This is a genomic window from Pseudoalteromonas porphyrae, from assembly GCF_001298125.1.
GTDB lineage: Bacteria > Pseudomonadota > Gammaproteobacteria > Enterobacterales > Alteromonadaceae > Pseudoalteromonas > Pseudoalteromonas neustonica.
Window position 1 is genome coordinate 51,268 of record NZ_LHPH01000010.1, and the last position, 17,843, is coordinate 69,110.

Below are 17,843 nucleotides of genomic sequence, written 5' to 3' on the forward strand. Positions count from 1 at the left end.
TAGAATGAAATCGACACAAAGTGTAATGGATAAGCTTGCTATAGGTCTTTCAATGGTATGCACAGTTCATTGTTTTGCAACACCTATTTTACTAACACTTTTACCTAGCTTTGCTGCCTTACAACTTGACAATGAACAGTTCCATTTATGGATATTGGCAGCTGTAATACCTACAAGCATACTTGCATTAAGTTTAGGTTGTAAAAAGCATAAACGTTTTCGCTATATGGTGTCAGGGCTTGTTGGTGTGATTTTAATGGTACTCGCAGTGACCGCTGGTGAGGCGTTATTCGGTGAGTTAGGCGAGAAAGGGTTTACGCTATTAGGTGCGGCTTTTATTGCTGTTGCCCATTGGTTTAATTTTCGTCAGTGTATAGCCAAAAATAATGAAGACTGTCCGTGTTCAGCTAGCATGTCAGAGCAAGTAAATTGAAAGCCACATTAATTAAACATGCTTGTGTAGTCAATGAGGGTAAGTCGCAGGTTCTTGATGTGCGCATTGTTGGTGGGCGTATCGATAAAATAGCGGCGGATATACCCGCACAAGCGAATGACCATGTAGTTGCAGCAAATGGGTGTTATTTATTACCTGGAATGATTGATGATCAGGTGCACTTTCGCGAACCTGGTTTAACTCATAAAGGCAATATTGGCAGTGAATCGCGCGCAGCCGTTGCAGGTGGCATCACTAGTTTTATGGAAATGCCAAATGTAAGCCCGTCAACGACCACGATTGAGGCACTGGAGCATAAGTTTGCGCTAGGTCGCGACAGCTCATTGGCAAACTATAGCTTTTATTTAGGTGCTACTGAAAATAATTTAGAGCAAATTAAAAGGCTTGATCCAACTCGCCATTGTGGCGTAAAAGTTTTTATGGGGGCATCCACAGGGGATTTACTTGTTGAGCACCCTGATGCGTTAGATGCAATTTTTAAAGAGAGCCCAATTTTAATTGTGACCCACTGTGAAGATGGTCGTGTTATTGAAAAAAACCTTGGTAAGTTGCAGGGGAAAACCTTAGACATACACGATCACCCTATTATCCGAGATACGCAGGCTTGCTATGCCTCATCGTCTTATGCTGTTGCATTGGCTAAAAAGTATCAGTCGCAATTACATGTATTGCATATCACCACAGAAAAAGAGCTTAGCTTGTTTTCAGCAGGTGATATTCGTAATAAACATATAACTGCTGAGGCCTGTGTCCATCATTTGTGGTTCAGTGCAGAGGATTATGCAAAGCAAGGTAATTTGATTAAATGTAATCCAGCAATCAAAGCAAAAAGCGACCGCGATGCGCTACTCAATGCAGTTATAAATGGTCAAATTGATATTATTGCAACCGATCATGCTCCACATACTTGGAGTGAAAAACAGGTTCCTTATAGTCAAGCACCAGCAGGCCTGCCTTTGGTTGAACATGCATTATTAACTTTGCTTGAACACGTAGAGCAACAGCGCTTAACACTAGAGCAGGTCGTTGAAAAAACAGCCCATAATCCTGCATTGCGTTACCACATAATAGATCGTGGTTTTATTCGTGAAGGCTATTTTGCCGATCTGGTTTTAGTTGATACAAATCAGCAAACCTTAGTCAATCATACAAGCACCCGCTACCACTGTGAATGGACCCCCTTTGACGGTCATCGATTCCCGGCAAAAATTATGGCCACGTGGGTTAATGGTAAACAAGTATTTGATGGCCAGCAGCTAATAGACACGACTGGCATTGCAATGCCTTTGTTATTTAATCGTTAAAAGTGAATAGTAGTTAAAATATGAAATTACAATTACCTGATATTGCATCTGGGCAGCGCGCCGGGGCAGCCTTACCATTAAAATGGGTTGGTATGGAAGGCATTGCCATTCCTTTAAATATTATTGAACAACCCAGCTCATCAATTGCAGCAAAAGCGGATGTATTTGTAAGTTTAGATAAAGCTGACGCGAAAGGCATACATATGTCGCGGTTGTATCTAAGGGTAAAAGATATTTTGGCGCGAGAGCAATTAAGTGTAGGTGTGTTGGCTGCTCTTTTAAAAGAGTTAGTCGAGTCTCAACAAGGATTAAGCCTTGCTGCACGACTGCAATTAGCGTTTGAATTAACAATTCGCAAACCTGCGTTGCTCAGTGATCAATTTGGTTATCAAACTTATCCTGTGAGTATTCGTTGTGAATACATTAATGAACAAATGAATATGGAGTTGTCACTGACCATTCCTTATTCAAGTACATGTCCTTGTTCTGCGGCTTTATCAAGGCAGGCAATGAGTGATGCCATTACTTCACAGTTTAGTCAGGATCTTATATCTAAAGAGCAGCTTTTAGATTGGGTTACCTCGCAGCAAGGTTCAGTTGCAACACCACATAGTCAGCGTTCATATGCCTATTTAAAATTACGCCTGCAAAATAATGCGTTGCCGAACCTTGAAACGTTGATTAAAAACTTAGAAGAAGTGATAGGCACACCTGTGCAAACCGCAGTAAAACGCGAAGACGAACAAGCGTTTGCAAAATTAAATGCTGAAAACCTCATGTTCTGTGAAGACGCAGCAAGACGTTTAAAACTAGCGCTAGAAAATAATGGGCAAGTCATCGACTACTGGTTTAAGGTTGAGCATCAAGAAAGTTTACATGCTCATAATGCGGTGGTTATTGATCATAAATCTTCACATGGTTACGAAAAGCTTTAAAGACCCAAAATGGAGAATTTTATCGGTGAAATGACTCACTAACCGTATGAGTTATTTCCCTGTTATTAAGCTGTAATAACAGGTCATTAATTTAATGCTATGGGTATATTAAGACATAATTTTAAACAGCAGCTCTCTTACTGTTGCGGGTTCAAATGGCTTGTCACAAATGGCATCTACACCCGCTTGGGCAATGTTTGCTAAATGAGTTTCGTTGGCTTCCGAACTTACCATTAGAACCGGAATATGCGAATAGGTTGCTGAGCTTCTTACTGTTTCGGTCAGTTCTTTGCCATCCATTTCAGGCATGTTGTAGTCGGTTACAATTAAATCGAACGACTGTTCATTAAGCAGTTCTACAGCTTTTTTTCCATCTTCTGCTTCAACAGGTGCAGGGATCCCCATACCTGCAAGCACCCTTATAATATGCTTACGCGCAAAACGGCTATCATCAACAACAAGCACGCGCAGCAAAGTGACATCAAAATGCTCTAATTCAACTTCTTCTTCACTAATAATATCTAATGTTGCTTTAAGCGCACGGGTAATTGCTTCGGCGCTAAATGGCTTGGGTAGAATAGCTAATACCCCAGATTGCCTTAGTTGCTCTAAATATTTTTTGTTGCGCTCGCTTGATACCAACATAAACGCTTGATGCTCAGTTTGTGGTGTTGAGCGTATTTTCTGTAAAAGTGAATCAGCGGTGCCGTCAGAAAAATACATGCTACTGATCACTAAATCAGGCTGATAGCTATCAAGCAACGCTAAAGCTTGGGCTTGTGTGTTAGCTGTTTCAACTTGAGTTACACCGCTCTGAGTCAGTGATTTTATTATCAACTTTTGTTGCACATCGGAAGGCTCAACTAACAGTATTGATAAATTGGCTATTGCGGTTAAATCACTCATTTATATCTCTTCAGTGTTGTTGTTATACGAAAGCTTTTTCTTAGATCGGTATTATAGATCAACAATATGCCCTAGCAGGACAAAACTTTGCATTTTTGTAACTAAAAGTATTAAAAAGCATGTAAAACAAAGAGTAAAAAGGCCTATGAACGACCAATGACAGAGTGTGAAGGTTAATCTGTAGTCTTTTTTTGCTCTTTTGCGATATAAAACTTGCCGATCCACCAAGCTTTAATATTGAATCGAGTGTGGCCAATAGTCGCGTGTATTTATGGATGCAAAGAACATGGATGCTGCAACAACTCCCTTTAGCGCTGCTATTATTTTGGCTGGGCGGTGTCTCTTGGGTGGTGTGGGGTGTATGCCTTAGAGTGAGTGTATCTGTGGTTGGGCATTGGTTAATTGGTTATTTTGCACATAATCATGGGCAAAGGGATTGGCATGTTGAGCAAGCATATGTTCAAGGCTATAACGTGCCTTTTGCTGCATTATTAACTATGGGCGAAAGTTATCATAACAATCATCATGCATTTCCTGGCTCTGCAAATTTTGCTTTAGAAAAAGGGCAATTGGATATTGGCTGGTGGGTGTTAAAAGGGTTGTTCGCGATCGGTTTGGTGTGGGGTTTAGTATTGCCGCAGCATTTAGCACAACGTGACGAGTTAGTACGAATAGATCGCTAATATGGTGTTGTGCTTACGACGGATACGTTAATATTCATCGTAAGCTGCAACGTTGAGCTTTTGTTTACCGTTAGGTATTAACGATAAAACGCTTCAACAGTGCCTTTTACTTTAATTAAAAGTGGTTGGCCGCGGCGATCTAACGCTTTTGGTGCTGCCACTTTGATCCAGCCTTCGCTGATGCAGTATTCTTCAACGTCTGAACGTTCTTTGCCATTGTGGCGAATACCAATGTCGTGATCAAAAACGGCTTCCACATAATGTGGGCTACGAGGGTTGATCGAAAGTTGATCAGGTAGTTCAGGTTTATTTGTGTCAGTCATAATTGTGATCTGCAAAGAATAGATTGTGCGCTATTGTAGGCAATACACGCTTTAGGCTCAATAGTGGCTGTGATAAATATGAACGATTACCGCTAAAATAGCTAAGAGATAGGAGCTTATAGAGCCAATATCTCGTCGCGGTTGCTCGGTGACCATGCTTTGTTTGCGGCTTGTTGTTGCGGTAGCCATTCGTAGTCAGTGTGTTCTTTAGGATCGAGTATGATGACGATATCATCTGGGACGCAAACACTAAACACATGCTCGGTATTAATAAGCGCGTTGGCATGATAACGATGACGCCAGTTTTCGCGGATAGTATATTGGTTGGTCTTTTGGTGATTGCGAATGGTTAAACCTAATGACCGTGCATCAATGCCGGTTTCTTCAAGTAATTCGCGGTAGGCGGTTGTTGTAGGGCTTTCGCCTTCATCGATGCCACCTGTGACTGATTGCCAAAAATTAGCGTCGTCAGTGCGTTGAATCAATAAACAGTCTTTATTGTTTTTATAAATAACCACCAGCACAGAAAAGGGCTGACGAAGTGGTAAGTTTGCTGACAAAATAAGCGCTCATTCTACTTAGTTATCGCTAGTTTAGCGCAGTAAAAACTAAGAAACTAGCGTGAAGTGTCACTTGTTTGGTGTGGCTCTTAACTAAGTGCTTAAACCACCCAGTATGTAGAATTCAGCGCATTGATTACTTTGAGCTGCTATTCGAGGGCTTGGGTAGGAAGCGCAGAATAAGCCCTGAGAGTTGGTTAAACAAGCGACATAAGGTCTTAACTTTAGGTCGCTTGTGCTTCATTTAATGGTTAATTAGAAATAATTTCTATAATCTTTTTACTATATTCAGTAGGGTTAAGCGTGTCATCGTTGCAAAAAACTATTGCGGAGAGTTGCTTGTCAGGGATGCGTTGATAGTGCGTTGCTACACCTAGCCAGCCACCGCCGTGGGAAAAAACTTTACCGTTGTCTTTTTCTTCAACCCCTTGCCCGTTTGCATACAAAGAGCCTCTTGTTAAATGTTGGCTATTAGGCGTATTAAAATGCTTAAGTAAAGCATGCGGCTGTTTGCCTAAAGTAGGGCTATAAAAATAGTGATCCCATAGCAGCATATCCTCAATATTTGTATGTAAGCCACCATCGCCGACCCAAAATAAATTGGTCATATTTGTAAAGTATTCACCACTTTTGTTTTTACTGTACCCACTGGCTCTATTAGCGACTATCTCAGTGCTATCATCACTAAAAAAGGTATGCTTCATACCAAGAGGTTTAAATATACGTTTATCGGAATATGTTCTTAATGATTCCCCTGAAACTTTTTCGACCAGCATCGAAAGTAAAAAATACGCGTAGTTGCTATATTCCCATTGTTGATCGGGTGCTCTTCTTAATGGCACTGTTTTTACATAATCGTAAAACTCTTTAATACTCAGGTAATCTTGATTGCCAAGCCTAAATGGCCCTCCCGCGGAAGAGCGTAAATCCATTGCCTTTTCATCTGTTAGGTCATCCACAAAGTCGTAATCACCCATGCCCGAGAAATGCCCAAGCATCGAGTTAATTGTTACTTTGTTTTTATAATCACGTAATTCGGGCAAGTGTTCACGAATGTCGTCCTCTAATTTTATTTTTCCTTCATCAGCCAAAAGTAATACGGCCATTGCTGTGAATTGTTTTGATACAGAGGCGATACGATGAATATGATTGCCATCTAAAGGTACATTTAGTTCAAGGTTTGCTGACCCATAGCCAGCTTGATGTATGAGCTCTCCTTGTTTAATAGCGCCAACGGTACAACCAGGGATATTGTCAGATATGTCACTAAAAAGTGCGTCTATTTGTTCAGCATATGAAGGTTGAGTTTGAGCGAATACGCTATTTGAAGATACCAATAAAGCTAAATGAACAACTGTTCTTTTAATCATATTATTCCTTAATATTATATTTTATTATTTACTCAATTAATTAAAATTGAACGATCTATCAGCACAAAGGCGAGTATTTTGATTCTATGCATTAAGAGGTAAAGCGCTATAAAGTAATTGCTACTTGTTAATGTGTAATAAAAAAGTAGGAAAAACATCCAAAGAATATTTGTTTCTTCTTCAATCTTCAACCTCAAAATGATTAGGGTTAGTTTTATTCTAAGGGGCTATAAATAGGGTTGTGCTGAGGCTGCCTTAGACATCATGCTAATTCGTATTCTGAAAAAGTGATACTGGGTGCAATAAGGGCGGAAGCAATCGTATGCTGGGCATTAGTGGGTAATATTAAAATCTAAAAACAGGTAATTATAGGCTAAAGTTAGCCAATTCTTCGTTTTGTAATATTCGAAGCACCGGCTATAAAAACTTAGTATTAATTTAGTTTGACTGGGCCGTTGATATTATCAATGCTTAAATCGCCTGAGCCAGCTTCAATAATAGTTAGGCCTTTACTGTCATTGACGCGAATACTGCCTGAGCCGTCTTCAATCGTGACTAGGCCATTAACGTGTTCAACATAAATGTCGCCAGATTCATCTTCAATTGTGATGTAATTGCCTAGAGTTTTGGCATTAATACTGCCAGAGTTATCGTCAATATCGACACTGCCGGTGATGTTGGTCAGGGTGATATCGCCAGAGTCATCTTCGATAACCAGGTTACCACGTACATCTCGAATATTGATGCTGCCTGAGTCGTCACTGATTTCAATATTACCGGTGATATTCTGCAAATCGAGATCCCCAGAATCATCATCAATCGTAACATTGTGCCCTTGATTAATAGTGATGCTGCCTGAGTCATCGTCTATTTCGATATTGCCTTGCACACTAGCTATATTAATATCGCCAGAGTCATCATCTATATCAAGGTTAAATGCACTTGGTACAGTCACAACTAAATCGATACTTGGCGAATTACCTTGGTATACAACCATGCCTGTTGGGTTGTAGTCTTTTGCAATTAATACTGCTTTGTTGCCTACTTGTTCTAGAGTGAGTGTGTAAGCGTCATCTATCTTTGCTGTATAAATAGTCGCATCTACGGTGATTTCAGTGGCGGTGCTTGAGCCAATTATTTGCAATGACCCCGATTCAGCATCAATAGAAAGTTGCTGTAACTGCGCTGCTGACAGTGAGAGTTGTTGTTGCTGTTGTACATTGGAGCCTGAGGTTGAAATATGCACAATACAGCCACTGAGCAATAATAGGCTAGCGGCAATAGGAAGGGCTTTAGTTAGCGAAGAGAGACGTTTGTTGATCATTATATTGGTTCTCATTTTTTTAATTAGATTTACAGCTTATGATTTTAATAGCAAAAATAAAGCCAAAGTTTAACAAGCTGTTTTTATTAATTTTAATTTTTCATTGCTGATAAGCATAACGAATAATTGGTCAAATGGACTAAATTCGAGTGGTTATTAATATTGTGGGGTCGATAGAGAAGGCTTATAAGCCACTTCAACAAGGGTTAAAGTGGCTTAGATGATTATTTTAGATATTACAAATACTTATTATTGCTAGGTTTGGTGTGGCTTGAGAGTAGTAAATAGTTGTGTTTGCACCAGTTGTATTACTCACAGTATCCTCAGTGACCGTTACCTCATAAATTGCGCTGCTAGGAAGTGCAATATTCAAGGTGGCATCTAGGTAGGTGCCATTACTTTTTGGCAATACCAAAGATTTTGTTTCGTCAAACTGAAACTCAAAGCTGCTTGAAGTTAAAATAGTATCAACCATTTTAAAGCGTAAATTTACTGTATCAGGACCAGTAAACTCTGGGCATACGAATACAGATACTTCAACATCTTGCACTGTCGGTAAGCTTGATTGGCCTAAATTTAAGGTAAAGTCATTTTGTGTAATTGCTACCGACTTATATTCGCCGCTTGCTAACCTTTCATCTGCAATTGTAATTGTGGTTTTTGCGCCTTCTTCTAACGCCGTTACTGTATCAAACACGCCGCTAGCATCAGTTGTATGCTCTACTCCATTAATTAGCAACTTAGCATTAGCTATACCTATTTTTTGGGTATCAGTAATTTGCCCTTTTACAGTACCTGTAAGTATTGCCGTGTCTGTTGCTGAGGTGATGAAAAGCATATTTTTCGAATTACCATCAGCATCCTCAATAACAATAGCGCTGCTGTAGATGCCAGCAATATCAGGTGTAAATTGTGTGGTGCTTTGATCTGTAGTTGTTAAAGCTGCATTTGAACCATCAGGCTTAATAAGTACCCAAGTATAATTAAGCGCGGTACCTTCTGGATCGTAACTTTGGCTAACATCAAACGTAACGGGGTTGCCAACAACAGCTATGCGGGTTTGCAGTCCTTCAAAAATAAGCACTGGCGGCGCATTTCGATTAACTGTGATAGTAATAGTTTGCGTATCAGAGTATTTAGCGCCATCGTTGGTACGTAGCGAAACAACAAACTCTCCCGCCATTGATGCTTTAAATAAAGGCTTAGCAACATCGGTGTTAGAAAGCGTAGCACGACCTATCGGTGATACAATTTCCCACTCATAGGTAAGGTCTTTGCCTTCAGGGTCTGTACTTTGTGAGCCATCAAGTTGAATTTCCTCATCGACTAAAATAGATGGTACATCACTAATAATGGCTGTTGGTTTTTCATTAGCTTGCGCGTGTAACACGGTTGTAGCTTGCTCAGAGCTAAGTTGTCCATCTGATACGATTAATGTGATCACATAATCACCTTCAATATCAGCGCTAAGCGAAGGTGTTGCTGTTGTGTGCTGGATTAGTTGCGCGATACTGTTTCCTGGTTTGCCTTGTAATTTCCAAAGGTAGCTTAAAGGTTGCCCTTCAGGATCGTTACACTGCGCGCACTGTAGCGTGACTAAGTCATTTAACATGATGCTTCTTTCAGCTACAAGCTGCGCAATTGGGGCTTGATTAGTCGCCTCTACCGCTAACGTTACTGAGGCTGTACTTGCTTCACCGTGTTGATCTTTAACTGTTAATGAAAGCGTGTACTGGCCAAGTACTGAGGAAGAGAATCCAGCTGTGTGGGTTAAGTTATCCGTTAGTGCTGGGTTACTATTGGCAGGTTGTGAGGTAATGGCCCATAAATAGCTCAGGGTATCACCTTGATCAGGGTCGCTACTTTGCGTGCCATCAAGTGTGGCTATGCTGTTAGGTGCGATGGTTTTATTTTGCACTTTAATAACAGCTTGAGGAGCTGAATTATCATCGAGCGGTTCGCTTTGTATCAATACCTCATTACTTGCTGTTTCGCCTAATGAATTAGTAATTGTTAGCTTTACTGCATAACTCCCACTTTTATCTGCAATGAATTGACTTTTAACGCTATTATTGTTTTCTATTGTTGCACTACTGCTAAGTGGTTTGGTATTAAATTGCCATTTGTATTGATTGATCACACCGTTTGAGGTGCTGCTTAGTGCGCCATCTAATAAAACTACATCACCTTGTTTTACTGTTTGAGGCTGTCCTGCTCTGGCTATTAATTGCGTGGGAGCGGTTTTAATTTCAATTAATTTATCAACCGGTGTGCTCGAAAGCTTGCCATCATTGACGATTAAAGTGAGCTTATAGCTTTGTGCTTCAGTTACGGATATTTCGACTTTACTTTGATTGTTTACAGCAATGGCAAATTCAGTTTGTTCGTCAACACTGGTTAAGCGCCATTGGTAAGTTAAAGTATCGTTCTCAGGGTCGCTACTGTTTGTGCCACTAAATATGAGTGTTGTATTTACACGCATTTCACCTGCCGGGGCATTAATCATGGCGGTTGGTTTGGTGTTTGTTGGTGCTGTTTTACCTGGGTTTGTATTGCCTGTCGGTGAACCGGAGCCGCCGCCACATGCAGTGAGTGTAAATGCCAAAGCACACGGAATTAAGATCTTCCACGTCATATCAATTTCCTTATCGGTAATATTGTTGTGTAAATTTATTTTAAGGATGTGGGGTGGATATAATTATTATGGGGTAAGTAATTACATTGTTCATGCAGGAATGAAATCCAATTTCCATACTATTTATATCCGTTAAATATAGTTTAAAGTAATTATTCAAAACTGGTATTTAATATGTACCTAAAAATACAAGTAAGCAAGTGGATTGCGTTAATTAACTGTATTTTTTTTCGTCACAAAAAACTTAACACAACTAGGTTATAGTAATTGTTGTTTTTTTTAGGAATAAATGATTTGGCGTTGATTAGTGTTTTTTGATTTAAAATCAAAAGGTTTAGTTTTATGGTTCGGTGTATAAATATAGAAAATTGTTGGTGCGAGCACAGCAAATAAAAGGCCAAGCAAACAGCTTGACCTTATTTTTTGCGTTATAAAAAGAGGTTACTCTGGCGCTACATCAAGTGTCGTGAATAACGAATAGCGTACGCTATCAATGCCTTTTTCAGTCGATTCTTCACTGATACTGGCTTCAATTAGGTATAAGCCAGGGTGTTGCCACGTTGTGCTAAAAAATCCCTCTTTATCGGTGGTTATTTTTACTTCATTACGTTCGTTACGATAGCGTGTATCGCCTTTTAAGATTGCGAGTTCTACGTTAGCCGCAGGTTTTCCTGCTTTTAATAGTTGAAAACGCGCTTGTTCACCAACAAATAAATCATTAGGGTGCGTTGGACCACTTATCTCTAAACCTTTACCGAGCAGAGCAGGTTTTGATGTGCCGTTACGACTTACAAAGGTATCAACGGTAGAGATTGCTTTCGTTGTTTTGATATCGGTTGCATCGGCTGGAATATCCTTGCTGTCTTTACCAGCAAATACACGACGACGGTCGCCATCTTTATTCTTATAGAATGTCATTAAGCGTGGTTTTTGAGTCATGGCAATGTGGTAAGTCCCTTCGCCATCAAGCTTCACAGCTGCTGAGTTTTTGCGCTTTAGGTAATAAGCACGAATTTTGTCACTAACAGGTTTACCGTCAGGGCCAATCGCCATAATTAAGTTATCGTCATATTCAGCGCCTTTTTCTTTTGGACGATATGCTTTATCTGGTGCAAAAATTTCATTTGAAATACTCGCATCTACCATTACGTAATGCGCTTTATCGCCTGATAAAGAGGTGTGCGATGGCACTAACCATTGTGCATGTGCGCTGGCGTAGCTTGATGCAAGAGCAGTGAAAGTAAGTGCACCAATTAGTGCGCTTTTAAGTAAATTGATTTTCATAATCTTTCCTTATTTAAATTGTTGTAGCTGCTTTGCTTACGTATTACTTAGCAATAATAGTGACGAAACTTTGTGAATATTCATTAGTACCATCAATGGTTATTTTGCCATCTTTTGTTAGATCGATTGCAACGCGGGTATAATCACGGCCGCCTTCTTCACGAACAACTTCTAGGTTTAGCAAGTATTTACCTGGTTTAACTGCATTGTTAGCCAAATCTTTGCCGTGCCAATTAATGGTGTAAGTGCCGGGGCGTTTTGTAGCGCCTGTTATGCCGTCAAAGTTGGCGTCGCTTTTACCAGCTTTACGCCACCATTGACGTAAATCTTTAAACCACTCTGCTTTTTCTACCCACAATGCGAGTGTTGTTACATGCTTTCGCTCAGGGGTTTCTAACCAAACAGCCACATAAGGGCGGTGGTATGGCTGTACGTCTAAATCAGGTAGAGTTATTTCAATTTCAAGCTCAGCCTGCGCAGCAGTAACATGAGGTAGAAACAAAGCCGCTGTAAATAAGATTACGGCGCTAATTAAGGTGTTAAGTTTTTGCATTAAGACACTCCTTTTAGTTGCGGTACCCAGCATAAATAAATGACGGCAGGTGTTGCGACCCCAAGCACTGTTAGCCATATTCCTACTAAGCGTTTTTTTCTATTTTGAAATAAAATAATCATTCCAGTGATGGAAAATAAGATCATCAATACCGCTGAGATATCAATAACCCAGCTCCACGCCTCGCCGGTGTGGCGACCTTTGTGTAAATCACCTATTAGGCTTAAAATTCCACCCGTTTGGTATTCTAAGTTCAATTCGCCACTGGTAAAGTCGAGCTCAGCAAAGGCAAAACCTGCGGGGAGAGGGTAGTCGAGCATGACTAATGCATCTTCTTTTTCCCACTCAATACTCTTCACTTTTGTTAACCCATATTGCGCTGCTAGATAGGCTTCTATCTCAGGGTATAAAGCAGGTAAGGTTGTTAAATTTTGCTGTGCTTTGTCGAGTAAATCCGTGGGAATTGGCGTATTTAATTGCCCATCACTTTTATCGCCTTCGAGCCAATCAACATGGTTAAGCACAATGCCGCTGACACAAAATAGAATAAGTAAAAATAGCAACGCTGTAGATAGATAAATATGTAACGCACGGCTAGTGCTGTATAAGGTTCGTTTATTTATTAACGGCATAAATAATTAAGTAGTTAAGGCAATATTATCTACATGGTAATGATTTGCATTAGCTATCACAACATTATTTACGAACTTTACACTGTTTACTAGGATAGTGATTAAAAATCCATCTAGAGGCTTATCAAATCCAAGGAAGTAAGATGTTATAATGGTAGAGATAATATTCTAGAGGCTTAGTGATGAAGTATTATTTACTAGTAGCATGTGCTTTATTTATACCTGCAGTGGCCGCCAAACCATTGATGCAGCTATGCCTAGAGGCAAAAGATTTTTCGCCTTATGTTTTAGGGCAAAATATAGAGAAAAGACCCACAGGCAGTATTATTGATAATATTAATGCCGCCGCTAAACACGCCAATTTAAAAGTACAATACCAACGTAGCTCATGGTTAAAATGTCAGCAAAATGTAAGCCAAAATAAGTCCCAAGGATTATTTTCAATGGCGCGCACGGATGAGCGCGCGCGCGAGTATCAATTTCCACCTGTTGCAGCCTATTTAGCCAAAGCTAGCTACCCGCTGATTGTTAAAAAAGGCGGTGTATTTGATCGGGATCATTTAGTCACTCCTTTGGTAAATAAGCAGGGACTTAACGAATTATTATATCGAGCTAATATGCGTTTTGGGTTATCAGCACCTTTTGGCTATTTATCATATGAGTCATTCCAACAAGCGGGCTTACTTGCTGATTCACAGCTCACGCTTGAACGTGGCTTGCAATTGGTCGCTGTAGATAAGTTAGATGGGTACATTTTTGAGCGTGAGGTTGCTCAGCATTACATCCAAAAATTGAATTTAACTGAGCAACTGACAATAACTAAACACAACATGATGGAAATAAAATTGTATCTACCAATTAATAAAGTGTTTTATCAGGAAAACACGCAGCAGGTAGAGTTATTTTGGCAATATTTGGCACAGGCTGCTAGCGAACTATAAAGCGGCACTGAAGAAGCATGCCAAGCTAGCTATGCAGTGCCGATGTGGGTTTACTATAAAATTACACTGAAGTTGCTTGATGTATAAAAACAGTTAATACGACAGCATGAATTAGCATTGCAATTGAAGCGGCTAATATTTTAACTTGTTGTTGTGATATTTGTTTTTCTTTGGGTTGACTTGGGCGGGATGGTCGAGACAATAAGTAAATCATGACTGACGACTCAATTACGGCAACCATGTAGAGAACCCAACCCGATGGTGATGACATAGCCAATAAGACGAAGCCACACAACATGCCAATACCTGCAAACCATTTGGCCTTTATAGGCACAACTTTATGTTCTTGCCAATGGCGCAGTGTTGCGCCATATCTTGGATGATTAAGTAACCATGCCGTAAGTTTAGGTGATGAGCGTGTAAAGCAAGCCAGCGCCAAGATAAAGAAAATAGTGGTGGGCATAACGGGTAAAACAATCCCAATGATCCCCAGCCCAACTAGGGCTAAGCCGAGAAGTTGGTATCCAGCATTTTTATACGCGACTAACGTTACCTTTAAGCTCATGAATAGACGTGTGCCTGATATAGTTGAAAGCGGCTGAACGCTTGACGAGCACCGTTGATAAGTGCCTGCTCTTGTTTATCGCTTAGCTCAATGTTATCTATTAATTGTACTAGATGACGCCACGCACTACCACGCCCAGCACCTGGTCCTGCTAAGTAGCGAGCAGCAAAGTCTCCGTTATATTGTAGACGAACTTGCACTTGTTTTCCTAACATTGCTGCGCCTACTTTTGAGCCTTCAACAACATATAACCAACCAAGTGCGGTTGCCAAATCTGTAGTGTTATCAACTAAAGGATTGAGTGTAATAGTTGGCAATTTACGCCTTAAATCAATAAAGTCTTGCTCTAATAAACTTAAGCGACGACGTGCTACCAAGTCATCAATATGTTCACTTAATTCACTGTGTTCATATAAAGCCGCTACATCTTTTAAAAAGTGATATTGCAATGATAAAAACTGCACGTAGTTATCTACGCTAGCGAATGGGTCTTTTTCCATAATACTTTTATCGATATTGTCATGTAAATCAGCGGTGTGTTGGCGAAGTTTTAGTGCCCTAGATGGAGCGCTTACTGCTGTCATTGTTTGATTCCTTAATGGGATTGACGGTTTATAAATATTTATTTGGAAATGTGAAGTACAAAGTGGCGGCTAACTAGCCGCCATCATTGGGTTATAGCTTGATCTCGAGGCCGATTGTGATAGTGCGTCCTGGCTCAGGCATAGCAACAATTGAGCCTGATGACACCGTGTATCTATCAGTTAGATTAGTGATAGTGGTATAGCCACTAAATGTGTTGTTAAATTTATAATTAGCAAAAAAATCAAGCTGGTAGCTAGCAGGAATTTTGCTGATAGCTTTTGCGCCAGTTCCACTTAAGAATCCAGCTGGGTGGTGTTTTTCGGAGTGCCCTTTATAAGTAAAGCCGATATCGAAGCGATTATTGATAAATGACGTACCAATCGTGGCGACGATGTTTCTTTTTGGTGGAATACGAAGAGGCGTTAAGCTGCCCGAAAAACCTTGATTGTTACAGTTATTAACCCCTTCAATACCTGCAATGAGCGCTGAACATATTTTGATATTTGTGTAATTGGTGTATGAAATAGTACTGTAAAATAAATCACTTTTATAATTAAGGTTAAGTTCAATACCCGGTAATTCAAAACTGTCGTAGTTGGTAAAGGTATATTTTACTTGCCATGGTTGAGCATTAGGATCTTTGTTTGGCAATTGCGCTGTTGCCAACATGTTTTCAATTCGGGTATCAAAATAGTTAGCTGATAGCGTTAGACGATCCCCTTTAATTAACGTGTCACTAAAGTGGCTTTCAATTCCTAGCTCAAACGTGTTGCTGTTTTCGGGCGTGACAGGGTAGTCAGGCGAATATGAAAACACTTCATTTGAAACGGTCGTTTCGTATATGTTTGGCATGCGGTACGCTTTGCTGTACTTCGCTTTTAGTGCTGTATTATCAAATAAGCTGTAATAAAGCTGCGCTGTAAAATCTGTTTTTGGATCGAAATTTAGCGCCAGTTCACTTTGGTTATCTTTAGTCTGTGAGTCATGGTGGTTAAGGTTCACGGTTAACTCAATTGGATCTAAATCAAACTGTGCATTCACGAATAAGCTACGGATTGTTTGTTTGCCATCACGAGAGGTGGTTTTATCTCCGTAAAAGTACTTTAGGGACCCTTCTTTAGGTTTAAGGATTTCGTTTTGTAAAGAAACGCCATACATCAATGTAGTTGGCACTGAAATGACATTAAAAGCAGAGGTATTATAAGCACCTAAGCCATGGCGCTGGTTACTGTATTCATGAAAGTATTGCAGTGCATTAGGGCCCAAATTACTGGCCAAGGCGTTATATTGTCGTAATTTTGCGTTGGTTGTCCATACATTGACTTTCAAATCAATTAATGGATTGTTAGTTGGCAAAAAACGATAGAGTAAGTTTGCGCTATTTACGAGTGCAGACCCCGGCTGCCACTGTGGCATAGTTTCGATGCCAACAGGGATAGTGCCATATTCACCATCAGGCAGTATCCAGAAATCCCCTTCGCGTTGTTTGAACCAGTATGATGCAAGCATTTCACCCGCTTCTTGTTGGTGATGACGTGTATTTAGCTCAATATTATGTTCGTCGTTAAAAGCATATTGTATTTTTGCAAGATAAGACTCACTTTCAAAACTGGTGTTTACTACTTCACCATTTTGATTTACTGGTGGCAATCTTTGCCCCCACTGATACGTTTCAACAAAATTTTCATAACCGTGCTTACCAGCAAAGTAGTTACCAGTTTTTTTATCACTATAGGCAAGCACTGCATTTAATTGATCCGTTTTAAATGCACCCGCGAGTAGAATACCGCCATTATCAAAATCACTGGCGCTATTGTGGTTACGGACCTGATAATACAGCTGCTGGTTGGCATCATCACTGACGGTTGGTGTGTGATTATTGTTGTATGTTTTGAGCTTTATTAATGCGCCAGCATCGGCGTTAGGCTTTAGAATATCACTCGTATTTAAGGTGGTAATATTAACCGTTCCGCCAATAGCACCAGCACTAAATGCAGCGCCTTTAATGGCCGAACCTTTCTCTACGGCAACAGTGCTGATCAGGTCTGAATCGATATAAGTGCGATCTGAAGTGCCCATATAGCCGCGATTGGTATGGGTTGATTGCAAGCTACCATCAATAAAAATGGGTACCCGACCTTCGCCTTGCACACCACGAATACCTATATCTAATGCGCCAGCTTCATTGCGTAAATTATTAGCATCAATACCGGTAAATGTTGAAAATATGTCTGAATTAGAGCTCCCTTTGTTGCGGTCAAGCTCATGGCGATTGAGGTTTATTTTATCGCCATTGATCACGATTACTTCAATATTTTGATCGTCTGTTATTGTCGTTTTTTCATTGATCTGGGTCTTACTTAAATCAGGTGTTTGAGATGATGTATCAGCCGCGATATCGGCTTTGATGATAATGGTGTTATCTATAATTTGCGCGTTAATGCCTGTATTTTGCAATGCATGTGATAACGCATCATGAATTGTTCTTTGGCCATACACTGCAGGTGCTTGTAAATTTCGCAAAATAGCGGCATCAGCAATTAGGCTCATATCTGCTTGCTTTGCTAATTGATTGAGTGCCTGACTTAATGGCTGCTGCGCAATATTGAAGGTTACAATAGTTGATGAGCTTTGAGCCATTGTTGGTAGGCTCAAAGCAAGTCCCAATGCGAAGGCAAGCGGGGTTAACTTAGCATGGTAAGGCTGGTATTTTGGCATTGTAATCGTTCCATATAAAACAAATTGGTTTATATGAAAACGAATGATAATGAGAATCCCTCAATGAAAAG

Annotated in this window: 16 protein-coding genes and 1 pseudogene; 5 read left to right on the plus strand and 12 right to left on the minus strand. The window is 40.2% G+C overall.

Annotated elements, in window-relative coordinates:
- Positions 1 to 4 precede the first annotated feature (4 nt).
- The 3 genes from ADS77_RS10435 to folE2 are packed head-to-tail and all read left to right on the plus strand — an operon-like array spanning position 5 to position 2,693.
- Entirely contained in the window at positions 5 to 433 is a 429-nt protein-coding gene (locus ADS77_RS10435) for a MerC domain-containing protein (RefSeq protein WP_054205826.1), read from the plus strand.
- The gene (locus ADS77_RS10440) at positions 430 to 1,758 is read left to right on the plus strand and encodes a dihydroorotase (RefSeq protein ID WP_054205827.1); all 1,329 of its coding nucleotides are present in this window, start codon (positions 430 to 432) and stop codon (positions 1,756 to 1,758) included. Before ADS77_RS10435 ends, ADS77_RS10440 begins: the two co-directional genes overlap by 4 nt.
- Before the next feature lie 20 nt (positions 1,759 to 1,778).
- The gene (gene folE2, locus ADS77_RS10445; protein ID WP_054205828.1) at positions 1,779 to 2,693 is read left to right on the plus strand and encodes a GTP cyclohydrolase FolE2; all 915 of its coding nucleotides are present in this window, start codon (positions 1,779 to 1,781) and stop codon (positions 2,691 to 2,693) included.
- A gap of 108 nt (positions 2,694 to 2,801) precedes the next feature.
- Here the strand turns inward: folE2 and ADS77_RS10450 are convergent, their stop codons facing one another.
- On the minus strand, positions 2,802 to 3,599 hold the full coding sequence (locus tag ADS77_RS10450) for a response regulator (protein WP_054205829.1): 798 nt from the start codon (positions 3,597 to 3,599) through the stop codon (positions 2,802 to 2,804).
- 191 nt (positions 3,600 to 3,790) lie between these two features.
- On the opposite strand from ADS77_RS10450, the gene ADS77_RS10455 reads away from it, so the two are divergent.
- Positions 3,791 to 4,282, plus strand: coding sequence for a fatty acid desaturase (locus ADS77_RS10455; protein ID WP_235575761.1), 492 nt, complete (start codon positions 3,791 to 3,793; stop codon positions 4,280 to 4,282).
- Positions 4,283 to 4,359: 77 nt separating this feature from the next.
- Here the strand turns inward: ADS77_RS10455 and ADS77_RS10460 are convergent, their stop codons facing one another.
- The 8 genes from ADS77_RS10460 to ADS77_RS10495 all read right to left on the minus strand — a co-directional run bounded on the left by ADS77_RS10460 (position 4,360) and on the right by ADS77_RS10495 (position 12,963).
- The gene (locus ADS77_RS10460; protein WP_054205830.1) at positions 4,360 to 4,605 is read right to left on the minus strand and encodes a DUF3297 family protein; all 246 of its coding nucleotides are present in this window, start codon (positions 4,603 to 4,605) and stop codon (positions 4,360 to 4,362) included.
- A 116-nt stretch (positions 4,606 to 4,721) separates the two neighbouring features.
- Complete coding sequence (gene nudB / locus ADS77_RS10465; protein ID WP_054454306.1) at positions 4,722 to 5,165, minus strand: dihydroneopterin triphosphate diphosphatase; 444 nt, start codon at positions 5,163 to 5,165, stop codon at positions 4,722 to 4,724.
- A 251-nt stretch (positions 5,166 to 5,416) separates the two neighbouring features.
- Positions 5,417 to 6,535, minus strand: a complete 1,119-nt coding sequence (locus tag ADS77_RS10470; RefSeq protein WP_054205832.1) for a serine hydrolase domain-containing protein — start codon at positions 6,533 to 6,535, stop codon at positions 5,417 to 5,419.
- A gap of 433 nt (positions 6,536 to 6,968) precedes the next feature.
- Complete coding sequence (locus tag ADS77_RS10475) at positions 6,969 to 7,859, minus strand: DUF4097 family beta strand repeat protein (RefSeq protein ID WP_054454309.1); 891 nt, start codon at positions 7,857 to 7,859, stop codon at positions 6,969 to 6,971.
- A 229-nt stretch (positions 7,860 to 8,088) separates the two neighbouring features.
- Positions 8,089 to 10,494: a PKD domain-containing protein gene (locus tag ADS77_RS10480; RefSeq protein ID WP_054454311.1), complete on the minus strand. Its 2,406-nt coding sequence runs from the start codon at positions 10,492 to 10,494 to the stop codon at positions 8,089 to 8,091.
- A 441-nt stretch (positions 10,495 to 10,935) separates the two neighbouring features.
- Positions 10,936 to 11,778 (minus strand): DUF4198 domain-containing protein, encoded by an 843-nt coding sequence (locus tag ADS77_RS10485; RefSeq protein WP_054454313.1) that lies wholly within the window; start codon positions 11,776 to 11,778, stop codon positions 10,936 to 10,938.
- A 43-nt stretch (positions 11,779 to 11,821) separates the two neighbouring features.
- Entirely contained in the window at positions 11,822 to 12,331 is a 510-nt protein-coding gene (locus ADS77_RS10490) for a DUF2271 domain-containing protein (protein WP_054205836.1), read from the minus strand.
- A complete protein-coding gene (locus tag ADS77_RS10495) occupies positions 12,331 to 12,963 on the minus strand; it encodes a PepSY-associated TM helix domain-containing protein (RefSeq protein ID WP_054205837.1) in 633 nt (210 codons plus the stop codon). Before ADS77_RS10495 ends, ADS77_RS10490 begins: the two co-directional genes overlap by 1 nt.
- Before the next feature lie 182 nt (positions 12,964 to 13,145).
- Between ADS77_RS10495 and ADS77_RS10500 the strand changes: the two genes are divergently transcribed.
- The gene (locus tag ADS77_RS10500) at positions 13,146 to 13,904 is read left to right on the plus strand and encodes a transporter substrate-binding domain-containing protein (RefSeq protein ID WP_054205838.1); all 759 of its coding nucleotides are present in this window, start codon (positions 13,146 to 13,148) and stop codon (positions 13,902 to 13,904) included.
- A 181-nt stretch (positions 13,905 to 14,085) separates the two neighbouring features.
- On the opposite strand, the pseudogene ADS77_RS10505 reads toward ADS77_RS10500, so the two are convergent.
- From ADS77_RS10505 to ADS77_RS10515, 3 genes and pseudogenes are all read right to left on the minus strand, one after another.
- Positions 14,086 to 14,469: pseudogene (locus ADS77_RS10505) on the minus strand (YbaN family protein); the annotation flags it as partial.
- Positions 14,466 to 15,053 (minus strand): biliverdin-producing heme oxygenase, encoded by a 588-nt coding sequence (locus tag ADS77_RS10510; RefSeq protein ID WP_054205839.1) that lies wholly within the window; start codon positions 15,051 to 15,053, stop codon positions 14,466 to 14,468. The pseudogene ADS77_RS10505 and the gene ADS77_RS10510, both read right to left, overlap by 4 nt.
- Positions 15,054 to 15,144: 91 nt before the next feature.
- A complete protein-coding gene (locus ADS77_RS10515) occupies positions 15,145 to 17,772 on the minus strand; it encodes a TonB-dependent receptor (protein WP_054454315.1) in 2,628 nt (875 codons plus the stop codon).
- Positions 17,773 to 17,843: the final 71 nt, after the last annotated feature.

Coding starts and splice junctions, on each gene's coding strand:
- ADS77_RS10435 (WP_054205826.1), top strand. CDS start 5: ATGAAATCGACACAAAGTGTAATGGATAAGCTTGCTATAGGTCTTTCA.
- folE2 (WP_054205828.1), top strand. CDS start 1,779: ATGAAATTACAATTACCTGATATTGCATCTGGGCAGCGCGCCGGGGCA.
- ADS77_RS10450 (WP_054205829.1), bottom strand. CDS start 3,599: ATGAGTGATTTAACCGCAATAGCCAATTTATCAATACTGTTAGTTGAG.
- ADS77_RS10460 (WP_054205830.1), bottom strand. CDS start 4,605: ATGACTGACACAAATAAACCTGAACTACCTGATCAACTTTCGATCAAC.
- ADS77_RS10470 (WP_054205832.1), bottom strand. CDS start 6,535: ATGATTAAAAGAACAGTTGTTCATTTAGCTTTATTGGTATCTTCAAAT.
- ADS77_RS10475 (WP_054454309.1), bottom strand. CDS start 7,859: ATGATCAACAAACGTCTCTCTTCGCTAACTAAAGCCCTTCCTATTGCC.
- ADS77_RS10480 (WP_054454311.1), bottom strand. CDS start 10,494: ATGACGTGGAAGATCTTAATTCCGTGTGCTTTGGCATTTACACTCACT.
- ADS77_RS10485 (WP_054454313.1), bottom strand. CDS start 11,778: ATGAAAATCAATTTACTTAAAAGCGCACTAATTGGTGCACTTACTTTC.
- ADS77_RS10490 (WP_054205836.1), bottom strand. CDS start 12,331: ATGCAAAAACTTAACACCTTAATTAGCGCCGTAATCTTATTTACAGCG.
- ADS77_RS10495 (WP_054205837.1), bottom strand. CDS start 12,963: ATGCCGTTAATAAATAAACGAACCTTATACAGCACTAGCCGTGCGTTA.
- ADS77_RS10500 (WP_054205838.1), top strand. CDS start 13,146: ATGAAGTATTATTTACTAGTAGCATGTGCTTTATTTATACCTGCAGTG.
- ADS77_RS10510 (WP_054205839.1), bottom strand. CDS start 15,053: ATGACAGCAGTAAGCGCTCCATCTAGGGCACTAAAACTTCGCCAACAC.
- ADS77_RS10515 (WP_054454315.1), bottom strand. CDS start 17,772: ATGCCAAAATACCAGCCTTACCATGCTAAGTTAACCCCGCTTGCCTTC.